Below are 16,669 nucleotides of genomic sequence, written 5' to 3' on the forward strand. Positions count from 1 at the left end.
CTCCGACCTTCACAGCCCCGACGATCAGCGCAGCGTCGGCACCTCGCCTCCCTCTGCCCTCGTCAGCGTGACCCCCGTCAGGCCTCGCAGTCGGCGTTCCGCGACAGAGGTGAGGTGGTCAGGGGACGGTGGGGTGGAGCCCAGGCCGATGGCATAGCGGACGGGGTGCGTGGTGTAGGGGCGGGGCCAGGCGTGGCAGTCGGGGGCCGTTGCCGAGAGGTCGGTGACGAGGGCCCGCATCCTGCCCCGTACTCGGCCCTCGTCCGCGCCCGCGCCCACCGTCACGACCGCCCAGGCCGCGTGGCGGCGGTGGAGCGGGGGAGGGGCGAGGAGTTCGGCCCATGGGTACGGTTCCCGCGTCGCGTCCAGCAACTCCCAGGCGCGGAACAGCTCTTGGGTGATGAGGTCGCGCATGCCCGCCGTGACCTGGTCCGTGCAGGGGCTACCCGGGCGGAGGGCGTCGTGACGGTGAAGGGGAGGGGCTGAGGCCGATCGCCCACTGACCCCACCGGGTCGCGCCAGTCCCACGCCGCCCACGTCGCGAAGAAGTGCCGTAGGAGATCGGCCGGTCGCAGATCGTCCGCCTGGCTCGCGGTGCGGGCTGCCAGGACGGACCAGGCCAGGCCCGGCAGACCCCCGAACGGCGCCGAGTCCAGGCCCCGTGCCTTCGCCCATGCCTTGACCTGCGTAGCGAGTCGGGCGAAGGCCGGCCGGTGTGCGCCCACCGAGGCGACCACCGCGTCGGCATCGCTCACCGCGCTGAGCGCGATCGCCGCCCCCTCGCCCAGCTCGGTTCGGCGATTCACCGCCTCGGCCGGGGCCATCGCACCGGTGGCGGCGACCACCAGGTCCACGTCCAGCTCGTCGACCCGCAACCGCAGGCCGGGTACCCGGGCCCCGACCACCTCGCGCACGTCGGTCGCCCCGGGCAGCACCTTCGTCAACCGCGCCTGAACGGAGGCGAGTTCGACCGTGCCGGGCAGAGCCGCCACCAGGTCCAGGTCGGCACCAGGCAGCGCGCAGTCCATGCGCCGGGAGCCGACGACGTGCACGACGCCAGCGGAGAGCGCGTCCTCGATGCGGCGGGTGATCCGGTCGGCCGCGGCGGTGTCGGCGGCGGCTTCGTACCCGTACCGCGGGGCCTCCTCCGTCCAGCGGACCTCTCCCGTCCCCAGCGCCACCGTCCCCCGCAGCCGCATCGGCTCGTCGCCGCGCCGCGACAGCAGCGCCAGCTCGCCGACCCTGACCGGCATCGGGATGAGGCGGGCCTCGCAAGCGGCGGCCAGGGCGTTCGGGTCGGTGGTGCGGCCCAGGCTCAGGTGTGGGGTGAAGCCCGCGCGGCGGCCGCGGCACCGGGGGAAGAGGCGCATGAGCGTGTGGTGCAGCTCGGTCCACGGTTCCTCGCCGGCGGCCGCGGGGTCGAGCCAGACGGTGGCGTCGTCCCGGTGGCCGAACCAGTGCACGCCCTCCAGCCGGGCGTCGAAGGGAGCCGTGGTGTCCGTCGCGAACACCGATGCCGCCTGCTCGAAGGCGTGTTCCGGTACGAATCCGAAGAGCAGGTTCACGTGCGGAGGCCAGCGGTGGACCTGCGGGTCGTGGTCCCGGCGGATGTCCTGCAGGGGCGGCCATAGCTCCTGGGGAGGGATCCACGCCAGAGCCGTGCGGGGCGTCGGCCGTGCGTCAAGGCGGTCGAGGGCGTCCCCTTCCTCCGCGTCCGCCGTCACCTCGGTCCGCACACCGTAGTGATCGGAGATGTACAGCCCGTCCGCGGTGGGCGCATCGCCGTACAGTTCGGCCCGCCGTACCCGCAGCCCCTCCCCGCGCAGCAGCACCCGGTCCAGCCGGGAGGCCCGGCCGCTGAGGGAGGAGATCGCGGCCAACGGGTTGGTGCCCGGATCGAAGGTCGGGGTCGTGTCATGGGCACCGTGGACCTCGCTCCACGCGTCCCGCATCCCGAGCGTCAGCTGCGGTGTGTCTCCGCCCTCGTTGAAGTCGCCGAGCAGGATCACATCGGCGTCCAGGCCCGCCAACCCTTCTGCGACACGGGCCAGTTCGGCATCGCGGCGGTCGGCACCGTTCTCGGAGTGGTCGCTGCTGAGATGGGTCGCCGCGACGACGAGGGGCCGCGTTCCCGCCTCCACGACGAGGGCCGTCACCGCCTTGTGCGGGCTCAGCTCATGCTGCGCGGTCTCGCGGACGGGCAACCGGCTCAGGAGCAGCAGTCCGCACTCGTCCACGTCCCGGCCCCGCGGGTCCGTCCCCAGCGTCCAGCCCGCCCGCACCCATGGCTCGCACAGCAGCAGGGCGAGGAGTTCCGCCTCGACCTCCTGCAACGCGATCACGTCCACATCGGCCTCGCACAGGGCCCGCAGCAGCAGGGGCCTGCGCCGGGCGCTGTCGATGAGGTCGGCGTCGTACCGGTCCCAGAGGGTGTTCCAGGTCAGCACCCGCACACCGCCGAAGTCGTACGCCGGGCCGGATGCGACCCCGCCCGGTGGGAGTGACGGACGCGCGGGCACCCAGTCCTCGCCGTCCCATGCGTGCGGCGTACGGGCCGTGAAGAACGGCGCCCGAAGCAGCCGAGCCACCCGAACCCGCCCGGCCTCGGTCGCGTCGATCCGGTCCACCCCTGTGGCCCGGTCCCACACCACCTCGCCGTCGGCCTCGAAGAACAGCACCCGGTGCCACGGGATCTCGCCTCCGGGTACGAACGCGGGCAGCGGAACCCGCGTGGGCGCGGCCCCGCGCTGGAGCACGCCCAGCACGAAGCGGGCCGGGTCGAAGCGCGCGTCCCAGCGCACCCGGTGATAGATCTCCTCGCTCGTACGCACCGGTCAGACCTCTTCCTCGACGGTCCCGCTCGCCCCGATGTACCAGGTGCGATGCGCGTCGCCGGGGTACGGCGGGCCGAAGCGGCGCAGCTGGGCGGTGAGCACTTCCGGCGGCACCGGGTGCTCGCGGCGGGCGTTGCGCCGTACCAGCTCGTCCTCTTCGACCAGGACCACGGCGTGGGTGGTCAGGGCGTCGCGGCGGTGGGCTATCGTGTGCACGAGCGAGCGCTGCTGCTTGTTCAAGGACGTGGCGTCCCACACCACGGTCCCTCCGGTGGCCAGGGCCCTGTCCAGCCGGTCGGGCGCCTCACGCAGGACGTCCTGGTTGGCCCGCTGGTCGGCGCGTGCACCGCGCTCCTCGCGCAGATCGTCCAAGGAGATGTACGTGTCCACGCCCGGGAGCCCCCGGGCGAAGGTGCTCTTGCCGCTGCCGGCCGGACCGACCATGTGGATCAGCTTCGGGAAGGCAGCGCCGGACCGTCGGCGCCAGGTCGCCGCGACAGCCTCGTCCACACCGCCGATGCGCCCCTGCGCGTACGCCTCCCGTGCCTCGGCCCGGCACCGGACGGCCGCGTCGGTCGGCAGCTCGGCGAACGCTTCCCGCAGCGCGCCCTCGTCCAGGCCCCCGATGTCCTCGGCGTGCAGCGCCGACCACTCCACGTGGTCGCGTGCTTCGTCGGTCGCTGCGGTGGCCCGGGCGACCGCGTGCAGCAGGCCCAGGTCGGCGGCGTAGGACAACCGCACCAGGCCGGCCCGCCGGTCCTCGTCCGGATACGGCCGGTGCAACGCCTGGTGCAGCCCTACGAGATCGGCGACCCGGCGCGCGAGCGGCATGCCCACCACTCCGGCGAGACGAGCCGCGAGCCGCGGCCGCCTGCCCGAGTGCAACAGCGCGGCGAGTACGCCGATGAGCCGGTCGTCCCCGGAGCGCGCCGCCGGATCGAACCGGGCGGCGGCCCGCGGGTCCCCCTCTCCGGGCAGTCCCACGGCCGCCTCCAGCGCCGCCGCATCGACGGTGTCCCCCGACCGTACGGCCCACAACGCCGCCGCCGGGCAGAGTCCGTTCTCGACGACGGCTGCGTGCATCCAGTGCGTGTCCGTCCGCACATGCCCGGCCCGCACCCACTTGGCCACGCGCTCCCCGAACTCCTGCGCGCCGAACTCGTCCACGATCCGGACGACGTACCCCTCATGCCGTCCCGGATCCAGCCTCAGCGCGCGCAGCGCCCGCTCGTCGAACACGCCTCGCCACAGCACACGCGGTACGGGGATGCCGAGCCCGCGCAGAAAGGCCACCGTCCGGTCCCAGTCCAGGCAGCGGCCGTCCCCGTCCCACACCGAGAAGCCGTAGAACCAGCTCTCCAGGGCGTCGTACGCGATCGAGTGCCGGGCGTACAGGTTCTCCCCGCACACCCGCCAGCCCTCGGGGACGGCGTGGCCGATGCGGGCCTGGAGCGCCTTGACCCAGGTGCGGGACGGGTGGTGGGCCGAGTCCAGCGAGCGGGCGTGCAGGCCGTCGGCGTACAGCGTGGTGTTCTCACCGTCGAGCTTCTCGGTGACGACGACCTCACGGCCGCGCAGCCCGGACAGATCGGTGACCCGGAGGTCATCGGCGGTGGCGCCGGGGGACCAGGGAAGATGCCGGGTCCGCGGATAGTGCGTACGCATGGTGAACGTTCCCCCGTGACAGCCGACGTACCTGATCAGCGTAGGAGCGCGGGGCGGTGAGGGGCGAGTGGATTACGTGCGGCACGGGGGCCGGGCATGAACCGACCTTTCCGTCGAACGGGTGTGCCTTGTAAGTTCGCGTGTGCATACGGTTGTTGACGGTGCGCGTGTGACGGGGGTTGGGGTATGGCGGGGTATCGGCCGCGGGATTGGCATGTTCTGGATCTGGAGGGGGATCCGACGCCGGGTGATCCGGACCGGGTGCGGTCGCTGGCGAAGACCCTGCATGACTTCGCGGACGATGTGTCGGAGGCGTTGCGTCTGGTCAATGGGATGGCCGGTGAGGACGCGATGCTGGAGTGGGTGGGCAAGTCCGCTGCGGTGTTCCAGGACGAGTTCTCCGGGGTGCCGAAGAATCTGAAGAAGCTGAAGAAGTCCTATGAGTTGTGCGGGGATGCTTTGGCGGATTTCTGGCCGAAGCTGGAGCGGGCGCAGGCGTTGGCGGACCGGGCGCTGGCCCGGGCGCGGGAGGCGCAGGCGGATCTGTCGTCCGCCCAGTCCCGTCTGTCGTCGGCGGATTCGTGGGTGACGCGGGCGAACAAGGAGGCGGACAAGTACAAGGACGATCCGACCGGCAGCAAGTCCACGGCTGAGAAGCCGGACGAGGCGAAGGTGCGGGCCGCGACGCGGGATGCGCAGAGCGCCAAGTCGGCCCACGCCAAGGCGCAGTCGGACGTCAACGATGCGCAGGATGCGCTGGATGCGGCGAAGAAGATGGCTGCGGATGCGCGGAAGATGCGTGAGGAGGCGGCGCGGGACGCGAAGTCGAAGATCGACGAGGCGTCGGATGCGGGGATCCAGAACCGGTCGTGGTGGGAGGAGGTCGGCGACTGGTTCAGCGACAACTGGGACACCATCGTCGCGGCGTGCAAGATCGTGGTGGCGGTGGTCGGGATCGTCGCGATGATCATCGGCGGTCCGATCCTCGGCGCGATCGTGCTGGTCGCCGCGCTCGTGGTCCTGGCCGACACGCTCTACAAGTATTCCAAGGGCCGGGCGTCGCTGTGGGACGTGGGGCTGGCGGCGCTGGACTGCATCCCGGGCATGAAGGGCCTGACAACTCTGGGTGGGCTGGCCAAGGGGCTCAAGGGCTTGGGCAAGGTGGGCCTCAAGGGTATGGCCATGGGCGTCAGGGGGCTCGGCAAGAGCGCCCTTTCCATGGGGCGCCAGATGAAGAAGCTCATCACCCGTGGAGACCCGGTCGACCTCGCGACCGGCGAACTCGTCATGTCCGCCACCGATGTGGCGCTGGAGGGTGTGCTCCCCCTCGTCCTGGAACGCCACTACCGCACGAACGTCCGCAGTGGCCGTTTCCTCGGCCCGAGCTGGACGTGCATGCTCGATCAGCGCCTGCTGCTCGACGACACCGGCGTCCGGTTCGCCGTCGAGGACGGCATGGTGCTGCACTACCCGGTCCCGGACACGGACGTCCCCGTCCTGCCGGTGGTAGGCCCGGCCTGGCCGCTGAGCTGGGACGGAACCGCCGACGGCGAACTCGTCGTACACCGGCCCGAGACGGGTCACCGGCTGCGTTTCCGGCCCCTGCAGGACAGGTCGCCCGCCGAACTCCCCCTGGCTGGCGTCAGCGACCGCAACGGCAACACGATCGGCGTGACCTACCGGGCGGACGGAACACCCGACGAGGTCGTCCACCACGGCGGCTACCGCATCGGCGTGACGTGCGAGAACAAGAGGATCACCGAACTGACCCTGCGCAGCCACCCCGAGCAGCCGTCCCTGGTCCGCTATGGCTACGACGACCGCGGCAACCTCTCGGCCGTACTCAACTCCTCGGGGCTGCCCCTGCGGTTCGACTACGACGACAGCCGACGCATCACGCGCTGGGAGGACCGCAACGGGGTCGGCTACCGCTTCGACTACGACGAGGCCGGCCGTTGCGTGACCGGGCACGGCATGGACGGGTTTCTCTCCTACACGTTCGCGTACGACGACGAGGCCCGCCGGACGGTCGCCGTCGACTCGTTGGGACATGCCACGCACTATCGGTTCAACGACGCCCACCAGTTGGTCGAGGAGACCGACGCGCTCGGCCACACGGTCACCCAGGAGTGGGACCACCGGGACCGACTGCTCAGCCGGACCGACCAGCTGGGCCGGTCCCTCCGCATGGAGTGGGACGACGCGGGGCGCCCGACCGCCGTCCGGCTGCCCGACGGCTCCGCCTCGACGACCCGCTACAACGACCTCGGCCTTCCGGTGGAGATCACCGAGTACGACGGTGCCGTCCTGCGCCAGGCGTGGGACGAGCGCGGCAACTGCACATCGGTGACGACCGCCGACGGAGCCACCACAGTCTTCACCCGTGAGCCGACCGGAGCCCTGTCCTCACTGACGGATGCGACGGGGGCGGTCCACCGCTTCACCAACAACCCGGCGGGACAGCCGACCTCGGCCGTCGACCCGCTCGGCGCGGTCTTCTCGTACACGTACGACCCCTTCGGCCGGTGCGCCACCGTTGTGGACCCCCTGGGCGGGCAGACCCGGCGGACCTGGTCCGTGGAGGGCCTCCTCACCTCGCGGACCGACCCTGATGGCACCGTGGAGCGGTGGACGTACGACGGCGAGGGCAACCAGGTCACCCACACGGACACGATGGGCCGCACCACCAGATTCACGTACGGCCCCTTCGACCTGCTCACCTCGCGCACGACACCGGACGGCGTCCGCCACACCTTCCTCCACGACACGGAACTTCGGTTGCTGCAGGTGACCGGGCCTCGCGGGCTGACCTGGGACTACCGCTACGACGCGATCGGCAATCTGGTCGCCGAGACCGACTTCGACGGCCGCACGCTGGTCTACGGCTACGACCCCGCACGCCAGCTGGTGAGCCGTACCAACGCCGTCGGGCAGACCGCCGCCTTCGCCTACGACGAGGCCGGCAACCAGACCCGGGTGACGCTCGACGGCCGGACGACCACGTACCTCCATGACCGAGCAGGCCGTCTCGTCCGGGCGGAGGGGCCCGACGCCGTCCTCACCCAGGAATACGACCGGGGCGGCCGCATCATCACCGAGTCCGTCGACGGGCGGGTCCTGGCCACGGCCTACGACGTTCTCGGCCGTCCTGTGCGCCGGACCACGCCCAGCGGCGCGGTCAGCACCTACGCGTACGACCAGGCCGGGCACCGTACGGCGCTCACCGCCGCCGGCCGCACCCTGGCCTTCGACCACGACGGACTCGGCCGCGAGACGACAAGACGGATCGATTCCGCCCTCACGCTGGCCCATGCCTGGGACTCCGGCGACCGGCTCACCGGCCAGCAGTTGACGTCGCCGAACAGCGCGCTGCCCTTGACCCAGCGCACCTACACCTATCGGCCGGACGGCCATGTGACCGCGCTCGACGACCGCACGGCCGGACGTCGGACATTCGATCTCGACCCGGCGGGACACGTCCTCACGATGCGTGCGGGAGAGCGGACGGAGTCGTACGCCTACGACGACCAGGGCAACCAGACCCGCGCCACCTGGCCCGACCGGTATTCGGCACAGGAGGCCCGTGGCAAACGCGTCCACCAGGGCAACCGCGTCGTGCGCGCGGGAGGGGTCCACTACGAGTACGACGCCGCCGGGCGCGTTGTACAGCGCCGCCGGACGCGGCTGTCGCGCAAGCCCGACATCTGGCGCTACAGCTGGGACGCCGACGACCGGCTCACCTCCGTCGTCACCCCCGACGGCACGGTCTGGCGCTATCTGCACGACCCGCTGGGACGCCGCGTCGCCAAGCAGCGGCTGACCGCCGACGACCAGGGTGTGGCCGAGGAGACCCGATTCACCTGGGACGGCCCGCATCTCGTGGAGCAGACCACGGTCCGGACCGGCTCTCCCGGGACGTCGACACTGACTTGGGAGCGCGACGGCGTCCGGCCACTCGCCCAGACGGAGCGCACCGCCCTGGACCGAGCACCCCAGGACCTGGTCGACGAGCGGTTCTACGCCATCGTCACCGACATCGTGGGCACCCCGACTGAACTCGTGTCCGAGAACGGTGACATCGCCTGGCGCTCCGACGCCACACTGTGGGGCCTCACAGCGTGGGACGACGCATACGCCACGTCGACGCCGCTGCGCTTTCCGGGGCAGTACTTCGATCCCGAGTCGCAGCTGCACCACAACTTCTTCCGGTACTACGACCCGGTCACGGCCGCCTACGTCAGTGCCGACCCGCTGGGTCTGGACGCGGGCCCGAATCCTCGGACCTACGTGCCGAACCCGCTTTCATGGCTCGACTACCTAGGCCTCCTCACCTGTGCAGAGAACGCCGACCTGCTGGCGAAGAACCTGGCCAAGGAGGGCCGGGCGAAAGGCGCGGGCGAGGCCGCCGCGCACATCGTGCCGTCTGGCATGAAGCGCAACAGGGCGGCAGAGAGCCGGGCCCTGCTGGAGAAGTACGGCGTCGACATCAACGACGCGGCGAACGGGATACCGCTGGGACATCCGCGGCCACACAACTTCACGCACCGCAAGCCGTTCCTGCTCCGCCTGAACACGCATTTGGAAACCACGGTGGACAGGATGACGACGGCCGGATACGGGGCCCGTGCCATTCGCAGCGCTCTGCGTGGGGAACTGCGCTCCATCGGGCAGCAGATCGAGAGAGAGCTGGCGAGCGGGCAACCGGCGGCGGACGCCGTATGGACGGCACCATGATGGACCGTGCCGATGTGACGACGAACGAGGACGGTGACGCAATGGCTGACGTGCCCGGAAGGGGGCTGTCGGTATATCGGCTCCTGCCGAGCCTGAGCGAGTACCAGGCGCTACATCTCGACAGGGTCGGTGTGCGCCGACTCATGCGCTGGCAGAGTGCCGGAGCCGACGCAGACCCGCCGACTCGGCTCGGCGCGGAGTGGATGGGCGAGCGGCGTTGGTCCAAGAGCGAGTTTCCCTCCGGTGGACCGGGCGCTCCCGTGCTCAGTCGGCGTCTCGCGGAGAACCTGGGGGACGCATTGCTGTCGGCCGGCCGTCTGGTGCCTGTCGACATCACGGGCGCGAAGGACGACGAGTACTTCCTGTACCTGGTGGAACAGGTGGTCGACTGTCTGGACCTTCGCAGGTCGTCGAAGCCGAAGAGGCTGGACGGGGAAGTCAAGAAGCCGGTGTACCGAGTCGAAGCGCTGCCGACGCATCTGCCCGCCTTCCGCCTGCCGCAGTTCCCCGGCGCCGTCCAGTGGAACGGCTGGGCGGCCGACCGGCTCGTCAGCCTCACGGGGGACCAGATCGAGAAGCGTCTGACGTGGTCAGAGGACCCCGCGGCCAAGCCCCATCCGGATCCGTGGGGCTTCTGACGAGGCGGGCCGCCGGGTGGCCGCCAGGTCGAGGGTGAGCTCGCCACCGGTGTACCGGGACCCGGTGCCTTCTGGACGGCGCCATGACGGCTGACCGCTCCCGTGGGCCTCTCGCGGTGTACCGGCTGATGCCGAGCATGGTGGAGTTCCGGACCCTGTCTCTGGAGGAGTACGCGCATCGGAAGCTGATCCGCTGGCTGCGCACCGGTGCCCCCGAGGACCTGCCGGAGTCGTTCACTGCCGAGTGGGTCGGGAATCCGCGTCTGCGGTCCGCCGAGTTCCCTTGCGGGTATCCGGGCGCTCCGGTGTTCAGCCGCCATGTCGCCGGTCTGGTGGCGGAAGACCTCGCGGCGGCAGGGAGGTACCTCCCCGTCTATCCGGAAGGCACTGATCCGGAAGAGGGGCCGGACTACCTCCTCTATCTGGTGGCGAAGGTCGTCGACTGCGTGGACCTGCGCAGATCGTCGAAGCCGAAGAAAGGGACGGGCCAGATGAAGCAGACCGTCTTCCGCCCCGAGGCCCTGCCGGCCGGGCTGCCGGCCTTCCGCGTGCCCGAATTCCCGGGAGGCGTCCACTGGAATGCCTGGGCGGTGGACCGTCTGAGGGAAATCCTCGGCGCCGACCTGGAGGCCCGTCTGATCTGGTCCGAAGACCGCACGCTCACCCCTCACCCCAACCCCTGGGGCTTCTGAGCACTGCGTCGCCTCAGGAGAACCATGGACATAAGGGCCATAGTCACCGAATTCCGCGGTGCGGCCGTGCTTCCCGGCCTGCCCGACGCCTGGCACTGGTCCCCGGTGTCGGCATCGGCTTGGAGGGAACGCCGTCAGCGGACGGGAAGCGGCTGCTGCAGCCGAGCGGTTGGGAGATCGACTTCGCGATGACCCGGCTGCACGCCCGAACGGGCTCAGCGCACCGTATGCGGCGGATGACGTGCGGTCCACGAGCCGGCGGGGCGCTGGTTTGACCTTCGTCACCCCCGGGGTATTCTCTCCCGCTCGATTGGCCAGCCCCCTGCCCCGTATGGCAGACTAGCGGGGTTGCTCGGTCGAGTGTTGATGCTGCGCGCCTCCCGCCGGGGGGACCGGAAGCGAGTCCCACAGTACTCGTCGCCCTAACTGCCGTGAGGCAGCGCTGGGGCGGACGTACGGGAATCTTCCGGGAAGTGTCAGTGCGGCACCGGCCAGGCACCCGGTGGGCCTTTCGTCCCCGGCTTGCGGTTCCGGAAGGGCCGTGCTCCCAGCAGGGATGTTCGAACAAGGGGCATCTGTGTCAGCGGGAGTGCGACACGCCCGACCGCGTGGGTCGGAGGAAATGAAGGAAACGCCGGGTTCCAGAGCGTTACGAGAGACAGGACTACTGAGTAGCCATGGCGGGACAGAAGATCCGCATCCGGCTCAAGGCCTACGACCACGAGGTCATCGACTCCTCGGCGAAGAAGATCGTCGAGACGGTGACCCGCACTGGTGCGTCGGTCGCGGGCCCGGTGCCGCTGCCCACTGAGAAGAACGTGTACTGCGTCATCAAGTCGCCGCACAAGTACAAGGACTCGCGCGAGCACTTCGAGATGCGCACGCACAAGCGCCTGATCGACATCCTCGACCCGACGCCCAAGACCGTTGACTCTCTGATGCGACTCGACCTCCCGGCCGGTGTCGACATCGAGATCAAGCTCTGAGGCCGGTGATCTGAGAATGGCTAAGCAGATCAAGGGCATCCTGGGCGAGAAGCTCGGCATGACGCAGGTGTGGGACGAGAACAACCGCGTTGTTCCGGTCACCGTCGTCAAGGCCGGCCCCAACGTCGTCACCCAGGTCCGTACGAACGACGTCGACGGCTACGAGTCCGTCCAGATCGCGTTCGGCGAGATCGACCCGCGCAAGGTGAACAAGCCCCTCAAGGGCCACTTCGCCAAGGCCGACGTCACTCCCCGCCGCCACCTCGTCGAGATCCGTACCGCTGACGCCAGCGAGTACACCCTCGGCCAGGAGATCACCGCTGAGGTGTTCGAGGCCGGCATCAAGGTCGACGTGACCGGCAAGAGCAAGGGCAAGGGCTTCGCCGGTGTCATGAAGCGTCACAACTTCAAGGGCCTCGGTGCCGGTCACGGCACCCAGCGCAAGCACCGCTCTCCCGGTTCCATCGGTGGCTGCGCCACCCCGGGCCGCGTGTTCAAGGGCCTCCGCATGGCGGGTCGTATGGGCAACGAGCGGGTCACCACCCAGAACCTGACCGTCCACGCCGTTGACGCGGAGAAGGGTCTGCTGCTCATCAAGGGCGCGGTTCCCGGTCCGAACGGCGGCCTCGTCCTGGTCCGCACCGCGGCCAAGGGGGCCTGAGGTAACCGATGAGCACTGTTGACATCCTTTCGCCGGCGGGCGACAAGGCCGGTTCCGTCGAGCTCCCCGCGGAGATCTTCGACGTAGAGAAGATCAGCGTCCCGCTGCTTCACCAGGTCGTCGTCGCGCAGCTGGCCGCGGCCCGTCAGGGCACGCACAAGACCAAGCGCCGTGGCGAGGTCCGTGGTGGCGGCAAGAAGCCGTACCGCCAGAAGGGCACCGGCCGCGCCCGTCAGGGCTCGACCCGCGCGCCGCAGTTCGCCGGTGGTGGCGTCGTGCACGGTCCCGTGCCGCGTGACTACTCGCAGCGGACCCCGAAGAAGATGAAGGCCGCGGCCCTGCGCCACGCCCTCACCGACCGGGCTCGCAACAACCGCATCCACGTCGTCTCCGGCGTCGTCGAGGGCGAGAGCCCGTCGACGAAGGCCGCCAAGACGCTGTTCGGCAAGATCTCGGAGCGCAAGAACCTGCTCCTGGTCGTCGACCGCGCCGACGAGGCCGCGTGGCTGTCCGCCCGCAACCTGCCCCAGGTCCACATCCTGGAGCCGGGCCAGCTGAACACGTACGACGTTCTCGTCTCGGACGACGTGGTCTTCACCCAGGCTGCCTTCGAGTCCTTCGTGTCCGGCACGCCCAGTGCCGAACGGAACACTGACACCGAAGGGAGCGACGCCTGATGGCTACGCGTCACCCGAGCATTGCCTCCAAGGCTGCGAAGGCCGCCAAGGCCGCGCGCGTCGCCAAGGCGCGCCGCCACGCCGCCGAGGGCAAGAACACCGTCGAGACCCCGGCGAGCAAGGCGTACACGGACCCCCGTGACGTGCTGCTGAAGCCGGTCGTCTCCGAGAAGAGCTACGCGCTTCTCGACGAGAACAAGTACACGTTCATCGTCGACCCGAGTGCCAACAAGACCCAGATCAAGCAGGCCGTCCAGGCGGTCTTCTCGGTCAAGGTCACCGGGGTCAACACGATCAACCGCCAGGGCAAGCGCAAGCGGACCCGCACCGGCTTCGGCCAGCGTGCGGCGACCAAGCGCGCGATCGTGACCCTCGCCGAGGGCGACCGTATCGACATCTTCGGCGGTCCGACCGCCTGAGGGCGGTCCGGATCGTCCGATATCGGACGAGGACTGAGAAATGGGAATCCGCAAGTACAAGCCGACTACGCCGGGCCGTCGTGGCTCCAGCGTCGCCGACTTCGTCGAGGTCACGCGGTCCACGCCGGAGAAGTCGCTGGTCCGTCCCCTGCACAGCAAGGGCGGCCGTAACAATTCCGGTCGTGTGACCGTCCGCCACCAGGGTGGCGGCCACAAGCGCGCCTACCGCGTGATCGACTTCCGTCGTCACGACAAGGACGGCGTGCCGGCGAAGGTCGCGCACATCGAGTACGACCCCAACCGCACCGCGCGCATCGCGCTGCTGCACTACGCCGACGGCGAGAAGCGCTACATCCTCGCCCCGCGCAACCTGCAGCAGGGCGACCGCGTCGAGAACGGTCCCGGGGCCGACATCAAGCCGGGCAACAACCTGGCGCTGCGCAACATCCCGGTCGGTACCACGATCCACGCGATCGAGCTCCGTCCCGGTGGCGGCGCCAAGTTCGCCCGCTCCGCCGGTGCCTCCGTGCAGCTGCTCGCGAAGGAGGGCCAGATGGCCCACCTGCGCATGCCCTCCGGTGAGATCCGCCTGGTCGACGTGCGCTGCCGCGCCACCGTCGGCGAGGTCGGCAACGCCGAGCAGAGCAACATCAACTGGGGTAAGGCCGGCCGCAAGCGCTGGCTGGGCGTCCGCCCGACCGTTCGCGGTGTGGCGATGAACCCGGTTGACCACCCGCACGGTGGTGGTGAGGGCAAGACCTCCGGTGGTCGCCACCCGGTCAGCCCCTGGGGTCAGAAGGAGGGTCGTACTCGTTCTCCCAAGAAGGCGAGCAACAAGTACATCGTCCGCCGCCGCAAGACGAACAAGAAGCGCTAGGAGCGGGTTTAGATGCCGCGCAGTCTCAAGAAGGGGCCCTTCGTCGACGACCACCTGATCAACAAGGTGGACGCCCAGAACGAAGCCGGCACCAAGAACGTCATCAAGACCTGGTCCCGTCGCTCGATGATCGTCCCGGCCATGCTCGGCCACACGATCGCGGTGCACAACGGCAAGACCCACATCCCGGTGTTCGTCACCGAGTCGATGGTCGGCCACAAGCTCGGCGAGTTCTCGCCGACGCGCACCTTCCGGGGTCACGTCAAGGACGACCGGAAGTCGAAGCGCCGCTAGTAGCGGATCGCATTCAGACACGTAAGTAACTCTGAAGGGACAACCATGGAAGCCAGGGCCCAGGCGCGGTACATCCGCGTCACGCCCATGAAGGCCCGCCGTGTGGTGGACCTCATCCGTGGCATGGACGCCACGGAGGCCCAGGCTGTTCTGCGATTCGCTCCGCAGGCAGCCTCCGTGCCGGTCGGCAAGGTGCTCGACAGCGCCATTGCCAACGCCGCGCACAACTACGACCACACCGACGCCGACAGCCTCTTCGTTTCCGAGGCCTACGTCGACGAGGGCCCGACCCTGAAGCGGTTCCGTCCGCGCGCCCAGGGCCGTGCCTACCGGATCCGCAAGCGGACCAGCCACATCACCGTGGTCGTCAGCAGCAAGGAAGGAACCCGGTAATGGGCCAGAAGGTAAACCCGCATGGGTTCCGGCTCGGTGTCACGACCGACTTCAAGTCGCGTTGGTACGCCGACAAGCTGTACAAGGACTACGTCAAGGAAGACGTCGCCATCCGTCGGATGATGACGTCCGGCATGGAGCGCGCCGGTATCTCGAAGGTGGAGATCGAGCGCACCCGTGACCGCGTGCGGGTGGACATCCACACCGCTCGCCCGGGCATCGTCATCGGCCGCCGCGGCGCCGAGGCCGACCGCATCCGCGGTGACCTGGAGAAGCTGACCGGCAAGCAGGTCCAGCTGAACATCCTCGAGGTCAAGAACCCGGAGACGGACGCTCAGCTGGTGGCCCAGGCCGTCGCCGAGCAGCTGTCCTCCCGCGTCTCCTTCCGCCGCGCCATGCGCAAGAGCATGCAGTCGGCCATGAAGGCGGGCGCCAAGGGCATCAAGATCCAGTGCGGTGGCCGCCTCGGCGGCGCCGAGATGTCCCGCTCGGAGTTCTACCGCGAGGGCCGTGTGCCCCTGCACACGCTCCGCGCGAACGTGGACTACGGCTTCTTCGAGGCCAAGACGACCTTCGGCCGTATCGGTGTGAAGGTCTGGATCTACAAGGGCGACGTCAAGAACATCGCCGAGGTCCGCGCCGAGAACGCTGCCGCCCGTGCGGGTAACCGCCCGGCCCGCGGTGGCGCCGACCGCCCGGCCCGTGGTGGCCGCGGTGGCGAGCGGCGCGGTCGCAAGCCGCAGCAGGCTGCCGGCGCCGAGGCCCCCAAGGCCGAGGCCCCCGCCGCTCCGGCTGAGAGCACCGGAACGGAGGCCTGACCGACATGCTGATCCCCCGTAGGGTCAAGCACCGCAAGCAGCACCACCCGAAGCGCAGCGGCGCTGCCAAGGGTGGCACGACGGTTGCGTTCGGCGAGTACGGCATCCAGGCGCTCACCCCGGCGTACGTGACGAACCGTCAGATCGAGGCCGCTCGTATCGCCATGACGCGTCACATCAAGCGTGGTGGCAAGGTCTGGATCAACATCTACCCGGACCGTCCCCTCACCAAGAAGCCTGCCGAGACCCGCATGGGTTCCGGTAAGGGTTCTCCGGAGTGGTGGATCGCCAACGTCAAGCCCGGACGCGTGATGTTCGAGCTGTCGTACCCCAACGAGAAGATCGCCCGTGAGGCGCTGACTCGTGCGGCCCACAAGCTGCCGATGAAGTGCCGGATCGTCAAGCGCGAGGCAGGTGAAGCGTGATGTCGGCCGGTACCAAGGCGTCCGAGCTGCGCGAGCTGGGCAACGAGGAGCTTCTTGCGAAGCTTCGCGAGGCCAAGGAAGAGCTGTTCAACCTCCGCTTCCAGGCGGCGACGGGCCAGCTCGAGAACCATGGCCGTCTGAAGGCGGTCCGCAAGGACATCGCGCGGATCTACACCCTGATGCGCGAGCGTGAGCTGGGCATCGAAACGGTGGAGAACGCCTGATGAGCGAGAACAATGTGACTGAGAAGACTGAGGCGCGCGGCTTCCGCAAGACCCGTGAGGGTCTCGTCGTCAGCGACAAGATGGACAAGACCGTCGTCGTCGCCGTCGAGGACCGCGTCAAGCACGCGCTGTACGGCAAGGTCATCCGCCGTACGAACAAGCTCAAGGCGCACGACGAGCAGAACGCCGCGGGTGTCGGCGACCGTGTCCTCCTCGCGGAGACCCGGCCGCTGTCCGCGACGAAGCGCTGGCGCGTCGTCGAGATCCTCGAGAAGGCCAAGTAATTCTCCTGCGGCCCTAAAAGACATAGGGGCCCCGCAGGACAGTTCCGC

General features: G+C 69.5%; 15 protein-coding genes and 1 pseudogene. 14 read left to right on the forward strand and 2 right to left on the reverse strand.

Translation table 11 applies throughout. The features are described from left to right. Positions 1-24: 24 nt before the first annotated feature. Positions 25-2,831, reverse strand: a pseudogene (locus F7R91_RS16600) (poly(A) polymerase). A 3-nt stretch (positions 2,832-2,834) separates the two neighbouring features. Continuing rightward, the gene (locus F7R91_RS16605; RefSeq protein ID WP_150949538.1) at positions 2,835-4,499 is read right to left on the reverse strand and encodes an RNA ligase family protein; all 1,665 of its coding nucleotides are present in this window, start codon (positions 4,497-4,499) and stop codon (positions 2,835-2,837) included. A gap of 186 nt (positions 4,500-4,685) precedes the next feature. Between F7R91_RS16605 and F7R91_RS16610 the strand changes: the two genes are divergently transcribed. From F7R91_RS16610 to rpsQ, 14 genes are all read left to right on the forward strand, one after another. After that, positions 4,686-9,233, forward strand: a complete 4,548-nt coding sequence (locus tag F7R91_RS16610; RefSeq protein WP_150949540.1) for a DUF6531 domain-containing protein — start codon at positions 4,686-4,688, stop codon at positions 9,231-9,233. Then, a complete protein-coding gene (locus tag F7R91_RS16615; protein WP_225320676.1) occupies positions 9,218-9,871 on the forward strand; it encodes a hypothetical protein in 654 nt (217 codons plus the stop codon). Before F7R91_RS16610 ends, F7R91_RS16615 begins: the two co-directional genes overlap by 16 nt. 83 nt (positions 9,872-9,954) lie before the next feature. After that, positions 9,955-10,563: a hypothetical protein gene (locus F7R91_RS16620; RefSeq protein ID WP_150949542.1), complete on the forward strand. Its 609-nt coding sequence runs from the start codon at positions 9,955-9,957 to the stop codon at positions 10,561-10,563. A 677-nt stretch (positions 10,564-11,240) separates the two neighbouring features. After that, entirely contained in the window at positions 11,241-11,549 is a 309-nt protein-coding gene (gene rpsJ / locus F7R91_RS16625) for a 30S ribosomal protein S10 (protein ID WP_003948644.1), read from the forward strand. A gap of 16 nt (positions 11,550-11,565) precedes the next feature. After that, positions 11,566-12,210 carry a 50S ribosomal protein L3 gene (gene rplC, locus F7R91_RS16630; RefSeq protein WP_020135811.1) on the forward strand — a complete coding sequence of 215 codons (645 nt, stop codon included), beginning with the start codon at positions 11,566-11,568 and terminating at the stop codon, positions 12,208-12,210. A gap of 8 nt (positions 12,211-12,218) precedes the next feature. Then, positions 12,219-12,887, forward strand: a complete 669-nt coding sequence (gene rplD, locus F7R91_RS16635) for a 50S ribosomal protein L4 (RefSeq protein ID WP_150949544.1) — start codon at positions 12,219-12,221, stop codon at positions 12,885-12,887. Then, positions 12,887-13,306 carry a 50S ribosomal protein L23 gene (gene rplW, locus F7R91_RS16640; RefSeq protein WP_150949546.1) on the forward strand — a complete coding sequence of 140 codons (420 nt, stop codon included), beginning with the start codon at positions 12,887-12,889 and terminating at the stop codon, positions 13,304-13,306. Before rplD ends, rplW begins: the two co-directional genes overlap by 1 nt. A gap of 40 nt (positions 13,307-13,346) precedes the next feature. Beyond that, positions 13,347-14,183 (forward strand): 50S ribosomal protein L2, encoded by an 837-nt coding sequence (rplB, locus tag F7R91_RS16645; RefSeq protein WP_030046376.1) that lies wholly within the window; start codon positions 13,347-13,349, stop codon positions 14,181-14,183. A gap of 12 nt (positions 14,184-14,195) precedes the next feature. Then, entirely contained in the window at positions 14,196-14,477 is a 282-nt protein-coding gene (rpsS, locus tag F7R91_RS16650) for a 30S ribosomal protein S19 (protein ID WP_150949547.1), read from the forward strand. 45 nt (positions 14,478-14,522) lie between these two features. Beyond that, positions 14,523-14,870, forward strand: a complete 348-nt coding sequence (rplV, locus tag F7R91_RS16655; protein ID WP_023547379.1) for a 50S ribosomal protein L22 — start codon at positions 14,523-14,525, stop codon at positions 14,868-14,870. Next, positions 14,870-15,688 (forward strand): 30S ribosomal protein S3, encoded by an 819-nt coding sequence (gene rpsC / locus F7R91_RS16660; protein ID WP_055706471.1) that lies wholly within the window; start codon positions 14,870-14,872, stop codon positions 15,686-15,688. Before rplV ends, rpsC begins: the two co-directional genes overlap by 1 nt. Positions 15,689-15,693: 5 nt before the next feature. Then, complete coding sequence (rplP, locus tag F7R91_RS16665) at positions 15,694-16,113, forward strand: 50S ribosomal protein L16 (RefSeq protein ID WP_030967307.1); 420 nt, start codon at positions 15,694-15,696, stop codon at positions 16,111-16,113. Continuing rightward, positions 16,113-16,337, forward strand: coding sequence for a 50S ribosomal protein L29 (gene rpmC / locus F7R91_RS16670; RefSeq protein ID WP_007494763.1), 225 nt, complete (start codon positions 16,113-16,115; stop codon positions 16,335-16,337). The genes rplP and rpmC overlap by 1 nt, the downstream gene beginning before the upstream one ends. Further along, a complete protein-coding gene (rpsQ, locus tag F7R91_RS16675) occupies positions 16,337-16,621 on the forward strand; it encodes a 30S ribosomal protein S17 (protein ID WP_150949549.1) in 285 nt (94 codons plus the stop codon). Before rpmC ends, rpsQ begins: the two co-directional genes overlap by 1 nt. The last annotated feature ends 48 nt before the right edge of the window (positions 16,622-16,669 follow it).

The organism is Streptomyces luteolifulvus, assembly GCF_008806595.1.
GTDB lineage: Bacteria > Actinomycetota > Actinomycetes > Streptomycetales > Streptomycetaceae > Streptomyces > Streptomyces luteolifulvus.